This is a genomic window from Kitasatospora sp. NPDC007106, from assembly GCF_040634455.1.
GTDB lineage: Bacteria > Actinomycetota > Actinomycetes > Streptomycetales > Streptomycetaceae > Kitasatospora > Kitasatospora arboriphila.
Genome location: NZ_JBEYFP010001354.1, coordinates 1 through 1,182, shown reverse-complemented (window position 1 = coordinate 1,182; position 1,182 = coordinate 1). Strand labels below are relative to the sequence as shown.

The window sequence follows — 1,182 nt, the reverse complement described above, 5'->3', positions numbered from 1 at the left end:
GGCAGAAGGGATGCCCGGCGGGGTCGAACAGCATCCGGGCGTCCTACTGCGGCGGGTGACCGGCCACGGTGGCCCCCGGCGCGACCGTCCCGGCGACGGCCGAGGCCGCCCCGCCGACCTGGACGTCGAGGTGCATCATCGGCCGCTGCTCCCCGGCGACCGGTGGCTGGCGGCCGGCGGACGGACCGGGGCGGCGGCCGTCCGCCTGCTGGAGGACGAGGAGGGGCCCCACAGGAAGCCGCCACGACGGCCGTTCCTGGCGCCTCGGTCGTCGTTCCCCAGCGCATCCCACCGGTTCGCGATCTCGCGCCGGTGGCCCGCCCGACGACGACGATCGCGTCGCGCGCCTTTCTCGGCCGGCCGTCCGGACCGCCGCGGCGGTCCGGGCGTTCACGGCCTGTCGACGCGGAAGTGGTAGCAGCCGTACTCGACCGCCCGGACGTGCACCTGGGCGGTTCCCGGGTCGGCGAACGCCTCGGCGAGGGCGCGGTCGAAGCAGGCGTCGGCGTCCTCGGTCAGCTCCACCAGGCGACCGCCCGTGATGTGCCCGCGGCCGTCGTAGCGGCGGAAGGCGCGCAGGGCGCCGGGGCGGGCCCACGGGTAGCCGGTGGAGTCCGTGGCCGGACCGCCGCAGTCCTCGGCATGGATGAAGACCGGTCCCTGCTCGTCGTACGCCCCGGGCTCGGCGCCCGTCTCCGCCGCCCAGCGGCGCAGCGGGGCGTAGCTGACGAGGGCGATCCGGTCGCCGACGGCGCTCGGGCGCAGGCAGCAGCGGAGCGGGGCGCCGCCCTCGCCGTCCGGGTAGGGGGTCGTCGGGCGGCCCGCGTCGTCGTGGACGCGGAGCTGCTGCAGGGCGGCGGGGGTGATGGGCTGCGGTCGGTAGGTGCTGGTCATGTGCGTCAGCATCGCGCGGTGGGCCGGGGGGTTGCTGGCGGGAATCCGACGGCGCCTTCGGCCGTCCCGGGCGAGCGTGCGCGAGGGATGCCGGGCCCGGTGCCGGACGCGGCTCCGGGTGTGGCGCCGGCGCCGAAAATCGGCCCCCGGTGGGTGGCCGGGGAGGCAGACTGGCAGTAGGCACTGCACCATGCGCCGCAGTCACCGATCCGCCGGACGTTGGGCCACCGATGGACACCACACCGCAGGACCTGCTGGTCGTCGCCGTCGAGGCGGGGGCCGGCCCCC

The 1,182-nt window shown here is 77.1% G+C and carries 2 protein-coding genes; both read right to left on the bottom strand.

What is annotated here, in order from left to right; all coding sequences use genetic code 11:
• Positions 1 to 43: 43 nt before the first annotated feature.
• Positions 44 to 232 (bottom strand): hypothetical protein, encoded by a 189-nt coding sequence (locus ABZ641_RS38435; RefSeq protein WP_359989309.1) that lies wholly within the window; start codon positions 230 to 232, stop codon positions 44 to 46.
• A gap of 158 nt (positions 233 to 390) precedes the next feature.
• The gene (locus ABZ641_RS38430; RefSeq protein WP_344628240.1) at positions 391 to 894 is read right to left on the bottom strand and encodes a DUF1203 domain-containing protein; all 504 of its coding nucleotides are present in this window, start codon (positions 892 to 894) and stop codon (positions 391 to 393) included.
• Between the last annotated feature and the right edge of the window lie 288 nt (positions 895 to 1,182).